Genomic DNA, 14,978 nt, shown 5'->3' with positions numbered 1-14,978 from the left:
ACGTTGTAGGACACGTTTTGAGCCGAGGTAATAGCCCCGATTGGTGAGTTCACCGACGGTCAGATCGTCACTGCCAATATTGAACAGGATAAAGGCCTGAACATTGTTGATATCCTCGATGCCGAGGCGATCAAGCTCGCTCTTGACCAGTTCCAAGAACTGACGGTGCAGACGCTCGGTGAGCCGGATTGCCTCCAGATATGCGGCCTTCACGTTTTTCTCCTTGGGCGCAGCCTTCCTGTCCCCCTGAAGGCCAGCCAGCGTTTAAGGGAATATGCTAGCCCCTTGATAACGCCTTCACGCGCCTTTGGCTAGCATCTGAATAATCCCAGAAAATTAGGTCGCGCCCAGGCGCTGCGCGCATGCCGTGTCGGAGAGGTTGACAACCCGCTGCCGGGGCCGGGGGAGTGTGGCGATAATTTCGGCGGCATTCTTTGTAAAATTCAGGTTTTTCAATAGACTAGCCGCCGTAAAGCCGGGGGAGCAGGGCGATGGAGGAGAGCCATCGGCCCAACACAGGATGGGGGCGTGAGAAGCGTATTGTCATCACTTGTCTGAGGACTTCGAATCAATATCGAAAAATGTTTGCGCTTCCAGCCCCAACATTTCGACGGCCCTACCCCGCATTGACGCTTAAATCCAACTCGCGGCCCGGCAAGGGCGCAAAGAAGCTTTCCACTAGCGCAGGCGTTACTTCCGCCAGCGTCGCGGGCGACCATTTCGGCGATTGATCCTTATCGATGAGCAGCGCCCGAATCCCCTCGCGGAAATCCGGCCCCGCCATGCAGTGCTGGCTCAGGCGATATTCGCGCACGAAGACCGCCGCAATATCGAGCCCCTTCCCGCCGCGCAACTGCTCCAGGGTGATCTTGAGGCTGGTCGGCGACTTATGGCGCAGGGTTTCTGCCTGGGTCATTGCCCAATCGCTCCCCTCGGCTTCCAGTGCCGCCAGAATGGCTTCCACCGTATCGCCCGCGAAGAGCCTATCGATCTGTGCCCGCTGGGCCAGCAAGGCGCTATCGCCGCGCGGTTGATCGAAACGGGCGATCACGGCTTCTGCCTCCCCCTCCGTTGCCGGGGCGGCTTCGATCAAGGCAGCGCGTAAAGCCGGAAGATCGTCGTCTTTCACATGGTGGGTGGCAAAACCAATCGCACAGGCATCTGCCGCCCCCAACCGCGCGCCAGTGAGGCCGAGATAAAGGCCGATTTCGCCCGGCATCTGATTGAGCACCCAGGTTCCGCCGACATCGGGGAAGAGGCCGATCCCGGTTTCCGGCATCGCGAACAGCAGACTATTGGCCACCACCCGCAACGGCCCATGCGCCGACAGCCCAACGCCGCCGCCCATGCAAACGCCGTGGATCAAGGCGATGATCGGCTTCGGGTAGGTATGCAGCAGATGATTGAGCGTATATTCCTCGCGGAAGAACGCATCCGCCGCCGCCATATCGCCACCGCCGATAGCCTGGGCCACCGCGCGCACGTCGCCGCCCGCGCAAAACGCCCGCTCGCCCGCGCCGTGCAGAATCACACACCGCACGGACGAATCGACCGCCGCTGCCCGCAGAACCGGGTCCATCACCCGAATCATCGCCAGTGAGAGCGCATTCAAGGCTTTCGGGCGATTGAGGGTGATCGTTAGAACGCCGTTCGTCGTTTCGAACAGCACGCTTTCTTGCGACAAAGCCTCAGACATTGCGGCCCTCGTGGAGTTGCTTGCGGGCGATGATGACGCGCATCACCTCATTCGTGCCTTCGAGAATCTGATGAACGCGCAAATCGCGGACGATGCGTTCCACCCCATATTCCTGAATATAACCATAGCCACCGTGGAGTTGCAGCGCCTGATTGGCGACCTCGAACCCGGCATCGGTGGCAAAACGTTTCGCCATCGCGCAATGCATCGTTGTATCGGGGTGGCCCGCGTCGAGCGACCGCGCCGCCCGATGCACCATCAGCCGCGCGGCTTCAAGCTCCGTCGCCATATCGGCAATGCGGAACTGGAGTGCTTGGAAGGCCGACAGCTCTTTACCGAACTGCTTACGCACCCCCATATGGCTTTCGCCGCGTCTAGCGCCGCGCGCGCGCCGCCGAGCGAGCAGGAGGCGATATTGATGCGCCCGCCGTCGAGCCCCTTCATAGCAAACTTGAAGCCCTCGCCCTCCTCGCCTAGGCGATTGGCCACGGGAACGCGGCAATCCTCGAAGGTGACAACGGCGGTTGGCTGACTATTCCAGCCCATCTTCTTCTCGGGCTTGCCGAAGCTGAGGCCCGGCGTGCCTTTATCGATCAAGAGCGTGGAAATCCCGCCCGGCCCCTCGCCGCCGGTGCGGACCATGACCGCATAGACTTCCGACACGCCCGCGCCGGAGATGAAGCTTTTGCGCCGTTCACGACATAATGATCGCCGTCGCGCACCGCCCGCGTCCGCAGGGCGGCAGCGTCCGAGCCCGAACCGGGTTCAGTGAGGCAATAGCTTGCCAGCTTTTCCATCGTCAGCAAGGACGGTAAAAAGCGCGCGCGCTGGTCGTCGTTGCCGAAACTATCGATCATCCACGCCACCATATTGTGAATGGAGAGATAGGCCGCTGACGACACGCACCCCGCCGATAGTTCTTCGAAAATCAGCGCGGCATCGAGGCGCGTGAGGCCGGAGCCGCCCGATTGCTCGCGCACATAAATTCCGGCCATCCCGAGGGCCGCCGCCGCGCGAAAGGTTTCGACGGGGAAAATATGCTCCTCGTCCCATTTCGCGGCGAAGGGGGCCAGATGTTCAGCAGCAAAATCGCGCGCCATGCTTTGAAAGGCACGCTGATCTTCGGTCAAATCGTGGGTCATGCGCTTGTTCCTCCCGTTTTTCTCGATCATAAGGAACGGGCCTTGGCTGTCAATCTGGCCTATTGACGTGCGGGAAACTTTAGCAGCCGCGAAGGATCGGAAAACTCCGATAAACAGTTTCCGCGCACGTAAAGATAAAGGAATCGCTATGTCGCGTCCGTCCGTGATCCCGCCCACCGGCTTTCCCTTTACCCGCCCGCGCCGCACGCGCATGGCCGGTTGGTCGCGCCGCTTGGTGCAGGAAAACCGCCTGAGCGCCGCCGATCTGATCTGGCCGGTGTTCGTCATCGACGGCGAGAATGAGGCGCGGCCGATTTCCGGGCTGCCCGGCGTATCGCGCCTGACCATCGATCTGCTGATCGTCGAAGCCAAGCGCGCCGTAGGTTTAGGCATTCCCGCCATCGCCCTGTTCCCGGCGGTCGATCCCAGCCGCAAATCGGACGAGGCCGAGGAAGCCTGGAACCCCGATGGGTTGATGCAGCGCGCCATTCGCGCCGTAAAAGCCGCCGTGCCCGACATCGGCCTGATCGGCGATGTGGCGCTCGACCCCTACACCCTGCACGGGCACGACGGTATCGTTGTCGGCGACCGGGTGGATAATGACGAAAGCGTCGCCGCGCTGGTGAAAATGGCGCTCGCCCAGGCCGAAGCGGGGATCGACGTTATCGCCCCCTCGGACATGATGGATGGCCGCATCGGCGCGATCCGCGAGGCGCTGGAAGAGAATGGCTATAGCCAGACGCTGATTCTGTCCTACGCCGCGAAATATTCCTCCGGCTTCTACGGGCCGTTCCGCGACGCTTTGGGCGTGACCGGCGCTTCCTATGGGCCGCAGGGCAAAGCCACCTATCAGATGGACCCGGCCAATAGCGATGAAGCCCTGCAAGAAGTGGCGATTGATCTGTCGGAAGGGGCCGATTGGGTGATGGTCAAGCCGGGCATGCCCTATCTGGACGTGCTCTACCGCGTTAAGGAAACCTTCGCCGTGCCGACCTTCGCCTATCATGTGTCCGGCGAATACGCGATGTGGAAGGCGGGCGTGGCCGCCGGTTACATCGACGGCAACCGCACGCTGCTGGAAACCCTCATCGGCTTCAAACGCGCCGGGGCGGATGGGATTCTAACCTATGCCGCCCTTGAAGCCGCCGAGTTGTTACGCGGCTAATCTTTGGGGCATTCGGCGGCTCTAGCGCCGCCGGATGCCTTCCGCATAAATCGTGCAGACCTCGCCGGAATTTTCCCGGCACACGGTGAGCGCGGCATGAAGCGGGTTCAGCCCGTAGCGCTTGGTTGTCGTGCAGCCGAGCGGGCTGCACACGGACAGCGTTACATCGAACTCATCCGCCCGATCCAACCAGGCATAGGCGTAGGTTTGGCCTTTAAGATCGGTGGCGAAATAGCCGCCGTCGAAAGCATGGGTCTGGTAAGCGTCGAACCCCGCCCGCGCAACTGTGGAAAGGCTTGCCGGGGCGGCGGGCATCTCGGCGCAAGCCCCCAGCGCAAGAACCGTCGCGGCCAAGGCCGCCCGAACCGAAAACCCCATGATCGCCCCCTATTCCGTTTTTAGCAGCCAATCGCGGATTGGCTGGATTTGCGCCGGCTGAAGCAGCGATGGCGCGTGGCCGCAGTCGGCGAATTCTACCAAATCCACCCCGCCGCGCGCGACCATTCCGAGCGCGGTCGCCTTCAACAGCAAGCCGGAGAGCCCGCCACGTAACAGCAATACCGGCTGCTTCACTTGGTTCCACAGCGGCCAGAGATTGATATCACCCAGGGCCGCCTTATCGAAGCTCGTGTAGAGATTTGGATCGAAGTGCAGGCGATAGGTGCCATCGGGCTGCACGCGCGTCGAAGCTTCGGTTAACAGCGCCCAATCGGGGTCTGAAATCGGCCCGAAATCGGCATACCGCTGGCGCAATTTGGCTTCGGCTTCCGCCAGCGAGGCAAAAACCGGGTTACGATCGGCCTCGACGATGGATTTCAGCGCTTCCTTGGGCAAAAACCCGCCAACATCGTTCAGAATCAAGCGCCGAATGCGCTGGGGCTGCACTGAATTGAGGCCGATGGCAATCAGCCCGCCCATTGAGGTGCCAAGCCAATCGACCTCGGGCAGCGCCAATTTATCCAGCAGCATTATGCAGTGCCACACGTAGGTTGGATAATCATAGCCCGCCGGATCGAGGAGCCAGTCGGAGTCGCCGCGCCCGGCGATATCGACGGCGATGATCCGATAGTGGTCGGCCAGTGCCACCGCCAGCTTATCGAAATCCTGCGCATTCCGGGTGAGGCCATGCACGCAAAACAGCGTGCGCGGCGCATCCGCCGGGCCGTGCTCCCGAATCGCCAGCGATACCCCTGGGCTAACCTCAATCCGCGACTGTCTCATCCCCTGCCCCATGCTCAATGCCCCGCGCTCAATGCCCGTCAATCGCCATCGCCTCATCTTCCACCACCACATAGGCATCGGGGAAGAAGCCGTTGAAGCGGGTGGCAAGCGCGTTGGAATAGGCGCCAATCCGGCCGAATTCAATCCAATCGCCTTCCTTCATATCGGCAGGCAGGCGGATCGAGACCGGCAACACGTCGGTTGAATCGCAGGTCGGGCCGTAAATCGTATACTCAATCATCTCCTCGCTGAACCCGCCGGTCAGCCGGATCGGGCGCACGGGAAAGCGCAGGCGTGCCGTGACGGTTTCGGATAGCGAGCCATAAATCCCGTCGTTGATGTAAAGCTGGTCGCCCTTGCGCAGATGGATCTGGGTGACCAGCGACATGCCATCGGCGACCAAGGCGCGGCCCGGCTCGCACATCAACACGCAGTCGCGGCGCAGTTTGATTTCGCGTAAGCCCGCTTCGATTTCGGCGAAGAATTCGGACAAGGGCGGCACTTGCGCGCCCTGGTAGGAGGTGGGGAAGCCGCCCCCAACGTCGAGATAGGCGATATCGACCTTCGCGGCATCCAGCACCTCGCCGACAATCTTCAACGCCGTGCGAAAGGCGCGCGGATTGGCGCATTGCGAGCCGACGTGAAAACCGATCCCGGCGCGATAGCCCTCGGCCTTAATCTCCTGAAGCAGTTCCACCGCTTCCGCCGGTTTCGTGCCGAATTTCGCCGATAGATCATAGGCCGCGCCCGCCGAGGGGGTGGCGAGCCGCACGATGATGGCCAGCCCCTCTTCGCGCGCTTCGTCCAAAACCTTATGCAACTCGTCGCGGGTATCGATGACAAAATGCTCGACGTTATACACTTCGTCAGCAATCCGAATGGCGCTGCGGCTTTTGACCGGATGCATAAAGTAGCATTCAGCATCGCGGAATAATTCGCGCACCTGGGCGACCTCATTCAAGGACGCCGTGTCGAAATGGCGAATGCCTTCCTCATACAGCGCCCGCAGAATCAGCGGATGCGGATTGCATTTGGTCGCGTACAACACGCGCCCATCGAAGGCATCGAGAAAATCCCGCGCCGCGCGCTTCACCACATGGGGCCGCACGCAATAAACCGGATGGCCCGGCTTCAGCGCCGCTACCATCGCTTCCGCATTGGCATAGCGCGGCTGAGTGGGGCGCATGCCCCCTTCGCTCACCGCCCGCTGACCTTCGACGCCCATAAAGCCCGCCTTCCTGTTTGCACTGCGAGGCGGAGAGTGCGGCAAAACCCCCGCCCCCGCAACGCATCATGATTCTGTCATGGAAATGTTGGCCAGTTACGCAGAGGCGCTGCCTCTGCACTCCGCTCAAGGGGCTTGCCCCTTGAGAATCCCATTTTTTTATTAAGCTACTGATAGAATTTACATTTTAGTTTCTGAAAGGAAACGGGATCGCCAAGGGGCAAGCCCCTTGGCCAGGGGGCCCTGCGCGTTTGACGCGCAAAGCGCATCGGGAGGGACAGCTGTCCCCAATCTTTTACGCCAGCGCCGCCACCGCCTTTAGCACGTCCGCCCCATGCCCCGGCACTTTCACCTTGCGCCAGATTTTCGCGATTTTGCCGTCGCGGTCGATCAGGAAGGTGGCGCGTTCGATGCCCATGTATTTTTTGCCATACATGCTTTTTTCCACCCACACGCCATAGGCTTCGCAGGTGGTGCCCTCGGTATCGGCGGCGAGGGTGAAAGGCAGCTCGTACTTCTTTTTGAACTTATCGTGGCTGGCGACGCTATCTTTCGACAGGCCGATGATGACGGCATCCGCACCGGAGAAATCGGGCTGCATGTCGCGGAACTGGCAGGCTTCGGCAGTACAGCCGGAGGTATCGTCCTTCGGGTAGAAATAGAGCACCACCGGCTTCCCCTTCAGCGCGCTGAGGGTAACGGCGCCATTGCCATCGGTCGGCAGGGTGAAATCGGGGGCTTGGGTGCCAACGTCGAGGCTCATGGTCGGGCGTCTCCTTCGGGGGGTGCGGGCCGCTGAGCGGGCGCATCGATGAATTCGGTCAAAAGCTGCCGCACGCGGATTGCGGTGTCATTCATCTCTTGCTCAAGGGCGGAAAAGTCAAGAACGCCCGCCGCGTGAACCAGCGCCCGGCGCATGCCTTCGGGGGCGGTGGTGGGATCGAATTTGCCGGTCCCCGCCAAGCGCAGCAGCACTTGCAGCCGTTGCCAGAGGCGGCACGCGTGCAGCAATATTTCTCCGGCCTCCTGGGGGAGAGCGCCTTGCGCCATGAGCCAGTGCAGCGCTGTCAGCGTATTGCCCAAATCCTCCGGCAGGTGGGCGGCCCCCGGCGCGACGGTGGCGAGAATAAGCCCCTGGGCGATAAACTCGATATCGAGCAAGCCACCGGGCCGGTCCTTCACGTCGAACGCGCCGCTGCCGGGGCGTTCCTTGGCGATGCGGGCACGCATGTCCGAGACATCGGCCAGAATCAGCCCAGCATCGCGCGGACGGGTGAGAATCGCCGTCCGCACCGCCCGAACCGCCGCACACAGGCCCGCATCCCCCGCCACGGTCCGCGCTCGGATCAGGGCCATATGCTCCCAGGTCCAGGCTTCTTCGGTCTGATAGGTGGTGAAACTATCGAGGCTGCACGCCACCGGCCCCTTATTGCCGGTGGGGCGCAGGCGCATATCGACCTGATAGAGTTCCCCTGCGGCGGTCAGCACCGTCAGCGCCGCAATCAGCCGCTGGCCGAGGCGCTGGAAATAGAGCGACGGCGGCAGCGGTTTGGCCCCGTCGGACTGATCCACCGCCTCGGGCATGCGGTAGAGGAAAACGAGATCGAGATCGGAGGTCGGCGTTAGCTCGCGCGCGCCGAGTTTGCCGAGCGCCAGAACGCAGAATTCGCCCCCCGGCACCTGCCCGTGGGTTTGCGCGAATTCCCGATGCACCTGCGGTAACAGGGCGGCGATGACGCTATCGGCCACCGCCGACAGGGCGCGCGCCGCCGCCTCTGGCGTGATTTCCCCGCGCAACAGGCAACGCCGATCTGAAAGCGCCGGTCGCCGGTCCAGCGCCGCACGCTATCGAGCACTTCTTCGAAACTGTGCACCTGGGCCAAATCGCGCGCGAGGTCTTCCGCCAGATCGGCTTCGATCATCACCGGCAGATCGGCTGAAATCCGCCGCGCGTCGTGGATAAGCCCATCCAGCAGGCGCGAATGACGGGCGAGATGCTCGGCAAGGCCGGGGGCCGACCCCATGATTTCCGCCACCAGATCGAGCACGCCGGGGTTCTGGTGAAACAGCGAGAGGATTTGCACCCCAGCGGGCAGATTGGTCAAAAACCGATCAAACCGCCCGAAGGTCGCCATCGGATCGGGCATTTGCGCGAGGGACTGAAGCAGGGTTGGCATCAACTCGGTCAGCAACTCGCGCGCCCGCGCCGAGCGGGTGGCGCGGATGCGGCCGTGATGCCAGCCACGCACGGTTTCCGAGAGCGAGGACGCGTCGGCAAAGCCCATGCCCTGCAACGTCAGAATCGTTTCGGGATCATCTTCCGCGCCGGTGAACACCAGATTGCCCGGCCCCGAGAGCGGCGGCGATTCTTCGAAGAGATCGCCGTAATGGCTGCGCACTTGGCGCAAGGTTTCCGTCACCGCCGCCGCGAAGGCCTCGCCCGAGGCAAAACCGCAGAAGGCCGCCAGCGCCGCGAAAGTCTCGGGATCGGCGGGCAGCTTATGGGTTTGCTGATCGTCGACCATCTGCACCCGATGTTCCCAGGTGCGCAGCTTGGTATAAGCGTCGGCCAGCGCGTCGGCGATGGGTCGCTGCACTCGCCCGGCGGCCACCAGCGCGTCTAGCACCTCCAGCGTTGGCCGCAGCCGCAAGGAAGGATCGCGCCCGCCCCAGATAAGCTGCTGGGTTTGAACGAAAAACTCGATTTCGCGAATTCCGCCGCGCCCCAGCTTCAGATCATGCCCCAAAATCGCCTCGGTGCCGCCCTTATGGGCGTTGATCTGGCGTTTGATGCTATGAATATCGTTGATCGCGGCGAAATCTAAGTGCCGCCGCCAAATGAAGGGCCGCAGATTGCGCTGAAACAGCGCTGCCGCCTCGGCATCTCCCGCCACCAGCCGCGCCTTAATCAGCGCCGCCCGTTCCCAATTTTGGCCAACGGTCTCGTAATAGGTTTCCGCCGCCAGCACTGACAGCGCCGCCGGGGTCGAGGCAGGGTCGGGGCGCAGGCGCAGATCGACCCGGAAGACATAGCCGTCGCCGGTGCGCTCCTGGATGAGCTTCACCAAATCCTGCGCGAAACGCACGTAGGTTTCGCGCAAACTATCGCGCAGCGCCATCACCCCTGCCGAAACCCGGTCCGGGTCGTAGAGCAAAATCAAATCGACATCGGAAGAATAGTTCAATTCCAACGCGCCGAGCTTACCCATGCCGAGAATGATGAGCCCCCGGCGGCTATCGGCGACCAGAGCGGGCGTCATCGCCTCGCCCTTCGACACCCGCCTGACCGCCAGCGCATGCCCCGCCGCGACCGACAGGCAGCAATCGGCAAACGCCGACAGCGCGCCGGTAACGCGCAACAGCGGCCAAGTGCCGCAGAGGTCGGCCACCGCAATCGTCAGCGCCGCCCGGCGTTTGGCCTGGCGCAGGCTGCGCATCAGCGCCGGAGACTGCTGAGCTGCGGCCAGTTCGTCATTGATGGGCGCAAGCAGTTCGGCGAAGGTGGCGTCTGGCCCCTGCGTCAGAAGTGTCACAAGAAAGGCCGGTTCGGCGAGAATGGCCTCGGTTAAAAACGGGCTATTTCCAAAAATGGCCGCAATCAAGGGGGAACCTTGCGGATGCTCAAGCATTTCCCGTATAGCCGCAGCGCAGCCCTCCCCGGCGGCTTCCGCGCGGTCCAGCAGCCTTTCGACGGCAACCGAAACCCGATCCGGTCGGCCGGGGCGCGGTAGTCGATCGAGTGTCGCCAAGAATGGAAACTGAAACGCCATCGACCGATCCCTCTTCTGCCGGGCCTGACCCCAAACGGTCCGGCACTGTTGCCCCCCGTTCGGTAATCCCCGGAAAGAGGCGGGTCAAGCGGCGGCGTATGCTCGATGGCTTTACCCGGCATAGCGTGCGCACGCTGCTGGCCCTGCTGGTCTTAGCGATCGGCGTTTTCGGCTATGGGGTTTTCCGGCTCGCGCAAGGCCCGGTGCCGCTCGATTTTGCCCTGGAGCCCCTGGAAAAAACCCTGTCGATGATGTCCGGCAACACAATCCGGATGCGGCAGGCGGCCCTATCGTGGGATTCCACTAGTGGCGATTTGGGGTTGGACTTACGCGGCATCACAATGAGCACGCCGGATGGCGGCCACCTGCTGAGCCTGCCGACGGCTTGGCTGGAATTCAGCGGCCAAGAGCTTCTACGCGGGCGCTTTCAGCCCACCGTGTTGCGCCTAACCGGGCTGACGCTGCGCGGACGCCGTACCGAAAATGGGAACTTTATGCTTGGCGTTCAGGCCGAAAGCGACGCCACGACCCTCGCCCCCCCAGCGGAAGAGCTGGCGGACACGCGCTCCCCCGCCCAATGGCTGACCGACGTGTTTCTGCTCGGCAAGCCCAATGGGCTGCGGCAAGTGCGCCTGCGCGATACGCGCGTGCTTCTGGTCGACGAGCGGATGAACGTCGAGTGGCGCATGAACGATCTCTCCGCGACCTTGCAGGCAGACCCTTCCGGCAATCCCCTCGGCGGGATGGAGGGCACGCTGATTTTGCCCGGCCAGGAAACGCGCATCACCCTCTTCGGCAGGCTAAATCTCGCCGACCCGACGCAGCCGGACGATGATGTTTGGACGGTCAATGGGGACATCGCCAATCTGATGCCCTCGACCATCGCCGCGCGCCTACCCGGTCTGCCGGAGTTAACCGGGCTGGAATTGCCCTCCCAGGTGACGGCCCAGGCCACGCTCGATAGCCGGGGGCACCCACAGAGCCTCGCGGCAAGACTCAGCTTTGGCGCGGGACGTTTGGTGCATGCCGAGCTGCCGACGGGCGTTCTGGCGGTCGCCGGCGGTGAGATAAATGTCGGACTTCAACAAAATCGTCTCGATATCGATATTAATAGCCTCACCCTGGGTAATGGCACGGGGTTGACGGGCAAGGTCGCGCTGAACCGGCTTCAGTTTCCGCTTCAGGTCGAGGCGGCGCTGGCCGTCAAAACGGTCAGTCTCGCCGATCTGCCGACGCTCTGGCCCGCCAGCGTCGCCCCCAATCCGCGCCGCTGGATTTTGACCAACCTGTCCAAGGGCGGCGTGTCGGAAGCTTCCGCCAAGCTGAAAGCCGTTTTACCGGCGCGCGACGGCGAACCCGATATCCAAGACCTGACCGCCACGCTGAAGGCCGCCAATATCGATGTGGCCTATTTGGGTAAGTTGCCGCCGGTGGAGGGCGTCGGCGGCAGTCTGACCTATACCCATAGCGATGGCCGTCTCGCGATGACCCTGCAAGACGGGCGCGTGCGCGGCGGTTTAACCGTTCCCAGCGGCAGCATTGCGATTACCGGGCTGAAGGCCAAGGATCAGCATATGGCCTTAAACATGCAGATCGAAGGGCCAGTTTCAGAGGCGCTGGCGCTGCTGGATCAGCCGCCGCTCGGTTTCATGAAACGTTTTGGTATCGATCCGAAGCAGAGCAACGGCGCGGCCCAAGTTAATTTGCAGATGGGCTTCCCACTGCTCGACGCCCTAAAAGTGGAACAGTTGGAGATTGCCGCCGATGCGGTGCTGACCGACGCCGCCCTGCGCAATGTGATCGAAGACGTGTCGCTGTCCGAGGCGGCGCTGACGCTGAAAGTCACCCGGAAGGGCCTGAGCGGCGGCGGCAAGGGTAAACTGAATGGCGTTGGTTTTCAGATTAATTGGACCGAATCTTTCGGCGATGCCGGGCGCAGCCTCTCCCTGCTCGGTGCGGTCGATGATTCCGGGCGGGCGGCGTTGAAGCTTCCCGGTGCCGGCTATGTCAGCGGCCCCATCGATCTAAACCTCACGTATCTTGAATCGAAACCGAAACAAGCTAGAGTTCAAGTCAAGGCCGACCTAACCCGCGCGCGACTGGAGGTGGCAGATATTCTCTACGTCAAGCCACCCGGCGAAAGCGCGCAGGCGACGGCCGATCTGGTGATGGAGAATAATCGCCTGACCCAGATTCCCGCGTTCGACTATCGCACCGCCACGGGCCGGGGGGCCGAGGGCAGCGTTCAGTTCGATAGCCGAATGGATATTACTCAGGCGGTTCTGCGCCGAGTCCAACTGCCCGGCACCGATCTGGCAGCCAGCGTCAAGCGCGGGCGCGACGGCTGGACGATTGGGCTGGAAGGCCGCGCGCTCGACCTGACCGCGCTGATGGCCGAGCGCGCCAAACAGCCGCCCAACCCGAAAGCCCCCCGCTTTCGCTCGCCTTAACCGCGAAGCTCGGCACGCTGGTTCTCGGCCCAAACCGCGAGGCGCACGGGGTGAGCGCGCGGCTTCAGGTCACGCAGGATGTGTGGAGCGACCTCGGGTTTTCGGCCAAAATCGGGCAAGGAAACGCCTCCGCAACGATTTCTGGCACCGGCAAGACCGGCGCTTCGCCCTGGAAGCTGCCGACGCCGGGGCGTTCCTCGGCTTTAGCGGCGTGATCGAAACCGTGCGCGGCGGGGCCTTAAGCGCAACCGGCCAACCCGATGCCGAAGGCTGGCGCGGCCAAGCGAAGATGAGTGCTTATCGCCTGCTGGAAGAGCCGGTTTTAGGCCGCATCCTGGCCATTGCCTCCATCACCGGCATTCCCGAACTGCTGCAAGGCGAAGGCATCGCCTTCGAGCGCGCGACGCTCGACTACCGCGTGAGCCCGCAGAAAATCACCGTCGCCAATGGCCGAACCACCGGGCTTTCGGTGGGATTGAAGCTCGACGGCAAGATCGACCGCACGACCGAGAAGCTGGATCTCTACGGCACGATCGTGCCGATGGCGGGGATTAACCGGGTTATCTCAGCGATCCCGCTGCTCGGCACCTTGCTCACGGGCGGCGACGGCGGCGGGATTTTCGCCTGGACCTTCACCGTCACCGGCCAGATGGCCGACCCGCAGGTCAGCGTCAACCCGCTCTCCGGCTTCGCGCCGGGGATTCTACGTTCGATTTTCGAGGGCAGCAGCAGTTCGAACACCGAGGGCGGCGGGGCGAACCTGCCACCCCCGCCGCACTTTAATCCGAACGCTGGCGACCGTTAACGAAAGGCCGCGCGCCCCGGCCCGCCACTACCCGTCGCAGGCAGTGCCGCCATCGTATCTTTAACGTAACGATCCACCGCCGCCGTCACCGTCGGCAGTTGATCGGCAAAGAAATGGCCCGCCCCCGGCACCACTTGATAATCGATATGAATATCGCGCTGGTTCGAAAGCTTATGCACAAGCTTCGCCACCGAGGCTTCCGGCACCACTTCGTCGGCATCGCCCTGGATCACCTGACCCGAGACCGGGCACGGGGCGAGGAAAGTGAAGTCGAACATATTCGCGGGCGGCGCGATGGAGATGAAGCTCACCAACTCCGGGCGGCGCATCAGCAATTGCATGCCGATCCACGCCCCGAAGGAGAAACCCGCCACCCAGCTTGCCGAGGCATTCGGGTTATAGGTTTGCAGCCAATCGAGCGCCGACGCGGCATCGGACAATTCGCCCTCGCCCCGGTCGAAACTGCCTTGGCTGCGCCCGACCCCGCGAAAATTGAAGCGCCAGAACCGAAAACCCGCGCTGCACAAAGGTCTGGTACAGCGCATAGGTGATCTTATTATTCATCGTACCGCCGCCGCGCGGGTCGGGATGCAGAACGACCGCGATGGGCGCGTTCGGCGTCTTGCCGTGATGATAGCGGCCTTCCAAGCGGCCTTCCGGCCCATTGATGATGACTTCGGGCATAGACTTCGGCACCTTCTTTCCAACCTACGACCCCACCCCAGACGAGACACTGGAGAAGGAGCGCCGTTTGCCGCATACTTGACCACGCCAGTAGGACTTTTTATATCCTACTGAATGGTACAATGGGCAGCCGCGCCCCGGGCGGCCTTAGTGATAATGATGGGCACCATGCTCTTCAAGCAGTTCCGCGATGAGATCGACAGTATTCTCGCCCGCGACCCCGCCGCCCGTTCGCGGCTGGAGGTGATTTTATGCTATCCGGGGCTGCACGCCGTGCTGTTTTACCGGGTGGCGCATGGGGCGTGGACGCGCGGCTGGGTTACGCTGGCGCGCGTTTTGTCACACCTCGGGCGCGTGTTGACCGGGATTGAAATCCACCCCGGTGCCCAAATCGGCCAGAGATTTTTCATCGATCACGGCATGGGCGTCGTCATCGGCGAAACCGCCATCATCGGCAATGATGTGACGCTCTACCAGGGTGTCACCCTCGGCGGCACCTCCTTGCACGGCGGCAAACGGCACCCGACCCTGGAAGATAATGTGATCGTCGGCTCCGGCGCGCAGGTGCTCGGTGGTTTTACCGTTGGGCGCGGCGCGCGCGTCGGGGCCAATGCGGTCGTGGTGAAAGCCGTTCCGGCGGGGGCCACCGTCACCGGCATTCCGGCGAAGGTGGTTGGGGACGCCAAGGTCGATTTCTGCGCCTATGGGCTGTCCAGCGAAGATCTGCCCGATCCACTGGCCCGCGCGATCGGCGGGTTGTTGGATGAGGTCAGCGCGCTGAAAGCCCGTGTCGCGGAACTGGAAGATAGCTCCCCCTCCC

At 62.7% G+C, this 14,978-nt stretch carries 11 protein-coding genes and 3 pseudogenes; 4 read left to right on the top strand and 10 right to left on the bottom strand.

What is annotated here, in order from left to right; translation table 11 throughout:
- The 3 genes and pseudogenes from VZ95_RS09335 to VZ95_RS09325 all read right to left on the bottom strand — a co-directional run.
- Positions 1-213, bottom strand: a pseudogene (locus tag VZ95_RS09335) (MarR family transcriptional regulator); the annotation flags it as partial.
- A 403-nt stretch (positions 214-616) separates the two neighbouring features.
- Complete coding sequence (locus VZ95_RS09330; protein ID WP_045775604.1) at positions 617-1,696, bottom strand: enoyl-CoA hydratase/isomerase family protein; 1,080 nt, start codon at positions 1,694-1,696, stop codon at positions 617-619.
- Positions 1,689-2,838, bottom strand: a pseudogene (locus tag VZ95_RS09325) (isobutyryl-CoA dehydrogenase). The gene VZ95_RS09330 and the pseudogene VZ95_RS09325 overlap by 8 nt, the downstream one beginning before the upstream one ends.
- A 148-nt stretch (positions 2,839-2,986) precedes the next feature.
- Between VZ95_RS09325 and hemB the strand changes: the two are divergent.
- Positions 2,987-4,003 (top strand): porphobilinogen synthase, encoded by a 1,017-nt coding sequence (hemB, locus tag VZ95_RS09320; protein WP_045775603.1) that lies wholly within the window; start codon positions 2,987-2,989, stop codon positions 4,001-4,003.
- 21 nt (positions 4,004-4,024) lie between these two features.
- Here hemB and VZ95_RS09315 read toward each other — a convergent pair whose 3' ends face one another.
- From VZ95_RS09315 to VZ95_RS09295, 6 genes are all read right to left on the bottom strand, one after another.
- The gene (locus tag VZ95_RS09315) at positions 4,025-4,381 is read right to left on the bottom strand and encodes a hypothetical protein (RefSeq protein WP_045775602.1); all 357 of its coding nucleotides are present in this window, start codon (positions 4,379-4,381) and stop codon (positions 4,025-4,027) included.
- 9 nt (positions 4,382-4,390) lie between these two features.
- On the bottom strand, positions 4,391-5,224 hold the full coding sequence (locus VZ95_RS09310) for an alpha/beta fold hydrolase (protein WP_198148190.1): 834 nt from the start codon (positions 5,222-5,224) through the stop codon (positions 4,391-4,393).
- Between the two features lie 28 nt (positions 5,225-5,252).
- Entirely contained in the window at positions 5,253-6,449 is a 1,197-nt protein-coding gene (locus VZ95_RS09305; RefSeq protein WP_156995188.1) for a type III PLP-dependent enzyme, read from the bottom strand.
- Between the two features lie 295 nt (positions 6,450-6,744).
- The gene (gene bcp, locus VZ95_RS09300) at positions 6,745-7,212 is read right to left on the bottom strand and encodes a thioredoxin-dependent thiol peroxidase (protein WP_045775601.1); all 468 of its coding nucleotides are present in this window, start codon (positions 7,210-7,212) and stop codon (positions 6,745-6,747) included.
- A complete protein-coding gene (locus tag VZ95_RS26915) occupies positions 7,209-8,174 on the bottom strand; it encodes a [protein-PII] uridylyltransferase family protein (RefSeq protein ID WP_232302574.1) in 966 nt (321 codons plus the stop codon). The genes bcp and VZ95_RS26915 overlap by 4 nt, the downstream gene beginning before the upstream one ends.
- Positions 8,072-10,219 carry a [protein-PII] uridylyltransferase family protein gene (locus VZ95_RS09295; protein WP_052711636.1) on the bottom strand — a complete coding sequence of 716 codons (2,148 nt, stop codon included), beginning with the start codon at positions 10,217-10,219 and terminating at the stop codon, positions 8,072-8,074. The genes VZ95_RS26915 and VZ95_RS09295 overlap by 103 nt, the downstream gene beginning before the upstream one ends.
- A 98-nt stretch (positions 10,220-10,317) precedes the next feature.
- Between VZ95_RS09295 and VZ95_RS09290 the strand changes: the two genes are divergently transcribed.
- Positions 10,318-12,669 carry a YhdP family protein gene (locus VZ95_RS09290; RefSeq protein ID WP_045775600.1) on the top strand — a complete coding sequence of 784 codons (2,352 nt, stop codon included), beginning with the start codon at positions 10,318-10,320 and terminating at the stop codon, positions 12,667-12,669.
- An 82-nt stretch (positions 12,670-12,751) separates the two neighbouring features.
- Entirely contained in the window at positions 12,752-13,474 is a 723-nt protein-coding gene (locus VZ95_RS09285; RefSeq protein WP_045775599.1) for an AsmA-like C-terminal domain-containing protein, read from the top strand.
- Here VZ95_RS09285 and VZ95_RS09280 read toward each other — a convergent pair.
- A pseudogene (locus tag VZ95_RS09280) lies at positions 13,471-14,158 on the bottom strand (alpha/beta hydrolase). The gene VZ95_RS09285 and the pseudogene VZ95_RS09280 sit on opposite strands and share 4 nt — an antisense overlap.
- 168 nt (positions 14,159-14,326) lie before the next feature.
- Between VZ95_RS09280 and cysE the strand changes: the two are divergent.
- On the top strand, positions 14,327-14,978 hold a 652-nt coding region (gene cysE / locus VZ95_RS09275), incomplete at its 3' end, for a serine O-acetyltransferase (protein ID WP_045775605.1).

The sequence above is a fragment of the Elstera litoralis genome, from assembly GCF_000963705.1.
GTDB lineage: Bacteria > Pseudomonadota > Alphaproteobacteria > Elsterales > Elsteraceae > Elstera > Elstera litoralis.
Note: the sequence above shows the minus strand (reverse complement) of the source record. Positions and strands in the feature narration are given on the sequence as shown.